Annotated in this window: 5 protein-coding genes and 1 pseudogene; all 6 read left to right on the forward strand. The window is 41.6% G+C overall.

Features of this window, described 5'->3' with window-relative positions:
• Positions 1–454 precede the first annotated feature (454 nt).
• The 6 genes and pseudogenes from dinB (at position 455) to JCM21531_RS25235 (ending at position 3,885) form a co-directional block, all read left to right on the forward strand.
• Positions 455–1,700: pseudogene (gene dinB / locus JCM21531_RS16655) on the forward strand (DNA polymerase IV).
• 33 nt (positions 1,701–1,733) lie between these two features.
• A complete protein-coding gene (locus tag JCM21531_RS16660; protein WP_038291502.1) occupies positions 1,734–1,973 on the forward strand; it encodes a hypothetical protein in 240 nt (79 codons plus the stop codon).
• Positions 1,974–2,185: 212 nt separating this feature from the next.
• Positions 2,186–2,371 (forward strand): hypothetical protein, encoded by a 186-nt coding sequence (locus tag JCM21531_RS25220; protein WP_500784532.1) that lies wholly within the window; start codon positions 2,186–2,188, stop codon positions 2,369–2,371.
• A complete protein-coding gene (locus JCM21531_RS25225; RefSeq protein WP_500784533.1) occupies positions 2,338–2,547 on the forward strand; it encodes a hypothetical protein in 210 nt (69 codons plus the stop codon). Before JCM21531_RS25220 ends, JCM21531_RS25225 begins: the two co-directional genes overlap by 34 nt.
• 5 nt (positions 2,548–2,552) lie before the next feature.
• Entirely contained in the window at positions 2,553–3,431 is an 879-nt protein-coding gene (hflX, locus tag JCM21531_RS25230) for a GTPase HflX (protein WP_500784534.1), read from the forward strand.
• The gene (locus tag JCM21531_RS25235; protein WP_500784535.1) at positions 3,400–3,885 is read left to right on the forward strand and encodes a hypothetical protein; all 486 of its coding nucleotides are present in this window, start codon (positions 3,400–3,402) and stop codon (positions 3,883–3,885) included. Before hflX ends, JCM21531_RS25235 begins: the two co-directional genes overlap by 32 nt.
• Positions 3,886–3,947 lie beyond the last annotated feature (62 nt).

Below are 3,947 nucleotides of genomic sequence, written 5' to 3' on the forward strand. Positions count from 1 at the left end.
CTTTTTGCAGTGTATGATTTTTTAATTCTGCCGGAAAGCATATAAAAAGATTGGATTTATATGACTTCCGGCAGTTGTGGGACTTGCATGTGTTAATCGTTGTTCTTGTTTTCAGTGTCATTTTCGATAGTATCAATTTTTCTGAATTTGAATCAACCGGTTGAAAAGATTGTGTGCCGCGTGCATAATGTAGTTTTACTTGTGTGCAATTTTGCCTCACGTAATATTATTTCGGGAAAAAATAAATCAGTGTTGGGGTGTTTTTAAAATTATTTTTTTGTAAAATTTTACTCTCCATAAAAAGACCTCATAAAGTATATTATAGTAATATTTGCCGTTTCTGCTTTTTGAATAAGATGTGCTTTCTATAAATTCAAAGCGGACTTTACAATTAGAAAAGATTGCACTATAATATAATTACGAACAAATGTTCGATGCAAGAAGGTGAAATTAAATGAAGAGAGTAATTCTTCACTGTGATCTTAATAATTTTTATGCCAGTGTGGAATGCTTATACAATCCTGAGCTTCGCGGCAAGCCGGTTGCAGTGTGCGGTTCGATAGAGGATAGGCACGGCATAGTGCTTGCCAAAAACTACGTTGCAAAGAAATATAAGGTAAGGACCGGTGAGACCGTATGGGAGGCGAAAAGCAAGTGCCCTGGCTGGTTGTGGTAAAAGCCAATCACTCTTTGTATTACAAGTTCTCAAAATATGCCCGCCAGATTTACGAGTATTATACCGACAGAGTAGAGTCCTTTGGGCTGGATGAGTGCTGGCTTGATGTCAGCGAAAGTACTTTGCTTTTTGGAGACGGGCCTAAGATAGCCAATGAGATAAGGGAGAGGATAAAAAGGGAGCTGGGGGTAACGGTTTCCGTCGGAGTAAGCTATAATAAAATATTTGCAAAGCTTGGTTCGGACATGAAAAAACCGGATGCCGTTACAGTTGTTGCTGAGGATAATTTTAAAGAGAAGATATGGGGACTTCCGGTGGAAGATCTTCTTTATGTGGGGAATTCAACAAGAAGGAAGCTTAATAACCTGGCTATTTTTACTATTGGGGATTTGGCAAATTGTCATTTGGATTTTCTTGTAAGGCAGTTGGGGAAATGGGATATACCCTGTGGAACTTTGCAAACGGATATGACAAAAGTCCCGTTGCCAGAAATGATTGTGAAATGGCGGTAAAGAGTATAGGCAATTCCCTTACCACTCCAAGGGACCTTACAAACAATGAAGATGTTCGAATACTGATATATGTACTTTCCGAAGGCGTGGGAGAAAGGCTTAGAAGTCACAATCTTAAAGGAGGGACCGTCCAGATAAGTCTGAAGAATCCCAAGCTTGAGACACTAGAGAGGCAGGCGAAGCTTGACATGCATACCTATATTACGTCTGAAATTGCGGCAAAAGCATATGAAATATTTTTAAAATCCTGGGATTGGTCGCAGAACATAAGGGCTCTTGGGGTCAGAGTGACGGATTTGGTTGAAGCAGATACATGTACGCAGATGTCATTGTTTGCGGATGACGCCAAAAAGCAGAAGCTTGAAATGATTGATGAATGCGTGGATAGAGTCAGAGAGAGGTTTGGGCATTATTCGGTGCAGAGGGGGATTTTGCTTCAAGACAGGGAGCTTAATGCAGATCCTGCTCATGAGAATATTATTTTTCCGGTCTCCTATTTCAGAAAAGGGTGAACTGAAAGCAATTTGTTAGGGAAGTGGTATATTGTGGGAAAGGTGTTTGTAGATGCTATTGTAAAGTTCACAAAAGATGGGGATAAGATTCCTTTGGAAATAGTGTGGGATGATGGACGAAAATTTGAAGTAGACAGGGTTCTGGATATAACAAAAGCAGCATCATTAAAGGCAGGAGGAAGAGGAATAAGATACAAATGCAGAGTTAGAGGAAAGGAAATAGACTTATTTTTTGATGATGAAAAATGGTTTGTGGAAACCACAATAAAATGATATTCTTTCTTGGAGGAGAAATAAATCAAAAAGAGAATATAAAAACAAAACTTAAGAAGACAAGTTCGGAAGAATAGAGAATCGGGGTGAGCATTTATTCAAATAAAGGGCAATATAGAATCGCTGAAATCGTCAGTTTTGAAAGAAATAGAGGAGCTATTTGACATTGAGGCTCAAGGGATGAATTTCTGCCACAGGGTCTTGCAGCCAAAATGGCAGAACTGACAGGAAAAATCAACCGTGAGATAGCGGTGTATATAAACAGAAAAGGAAATGTAATTGACGTGAGTGTGGGAGACAGCAGCACCGTTTCGCTTCCGGAGGTGGAAGGAAGAAGGGACTCAACGCACCTTTTGGGGATAAGATGCATTCATACTCATCCAACGGTGAGGGAATGATTTCCCTGGTGGATATAAATTCCTTGGTGAAGCTGAGACTGGATGCCATGGTGGCAATTGGAGTAAAAGGCGGACAGGTAACGGAAATATATGCAGCCCTGCCCGTGAGAGATGAGAAAGGGGACCTGGGCAAATCCGTCGTATACGGGCCGTTTGGCAAGATGACAGAAGAATAAATCACTTGTGGAACATAATACTTGAGACGGATAAGCTTAAAAGTTCGGCGGTGTACCTAAATGAAAGCGATGATGAGAGAGCCATACTGGTTGGACTTGAGACATCGTCAAAAGTTCTTGTGGGAGGCAAAAGCGAAGGGGAAAGATCTTTAGACGAGCTGGAAGAATTGGCCCATACTGCCGGAGCAGTTGTTTTGGAAAAAATAATTCAGAGAAGGCCTGTCAAGGACCCGGCTTTTTTTATCGGAAGGGGAAAAGTGGAAGAGCTTTCTCTTATGTGCCAAGCTCTTGATGCCGATTTGATAATTTTTGATGACGAGCTTTCGGGAGCCCAGGTGAGGAATATTGAAGAGGTGACAGGAGTAAAGGTCATAGACAGGACTACTTTAATTCTCGATATATTTGCCAAAAGAGCCCGTTCCCGGGAAGGAAAACTTCAGGTGGAGCTGGCACAGTTAAAATACAGGGTGTCAAGGCTTGTAGGTCTAGGGACTCAGCTCTCAAGGCTGGGAGGAGGTATCGGAACAAGAGGACCGGGAGAGAAGAAGCTGGAGGTTGACAGAAGGCATATAAAGAAGAGAATAAGCTTTCTTGAGTCACAGCTTAAGGATGTGGAAAAGAGAAGGAATTCTCTTCGGGAAAGCCGCACAAGAAACGCCATACCTACCATTGCACTGGTGGGTTATACAAATGCAGGCAAATCCACTCTTATGAACAGATTGTGCGAAAGTGACGTCTTGGCGGAAAACAAGCTTTTTGCGACTCTTGATCCCACTACGAGAAGTTTTTCGCTTCCGGATGGAAGAGAAGTGCTTCTCATTGACACCGTAGGATTTATAAGGAAGCTTCCCCATGAATTGGTGGAGGCATTCAAATCAACTTGAGGAGGCAGTATATGCGGATATGCTGATTCACGTGGTGGATGCCTCCAGTGAAGAGTCGGAGGAACAGGTAAAGGTTGTAAACAGCATTCTCGAGAGCTTGGGGGCGGCAAGCAAACCTGTTATTATGGCACTAAACAAGATGGATATGGTAAAGGACAGTTTGAGACTTGCAATACCGAATCCAAGGGGCAGGATATTTGAAATATCTGCTGCTACAGGGCAGGGAATTGATGAAATGCTCGAAGGTATCAGAGAAATGCTGCCCGAGGACGAAAAAGAGGTAAGGCTTTTTATTCCTTACAGTGACGGATGGGTCATATCCTATATATATCAGAACGGGAAGGTGCTTGAGCAAATTCACGGTGAGTCGGGTACAGAGGTAAAAGCTTTGATCAAGAAACGGAAGATGGAGCCTGTTAAAGGATACATCATAATTTCCTCACAATTAGAATAAAGACTACCATTAGAGTATTATAATAATATATATGAAAATTTTTCTAATCCATATAATGAAAA

Origin of the sequence: Acetivibrio straminisolvens JCM 21531, from assembly GCF_000521465.1 — a bacterium.
GTDB lineage: Bacteria > Bacillota > Clostridia > Acetivibrionales > Acetivibrionaceae > Hungateiclostridium > Hungateiclostridium straminisolvens.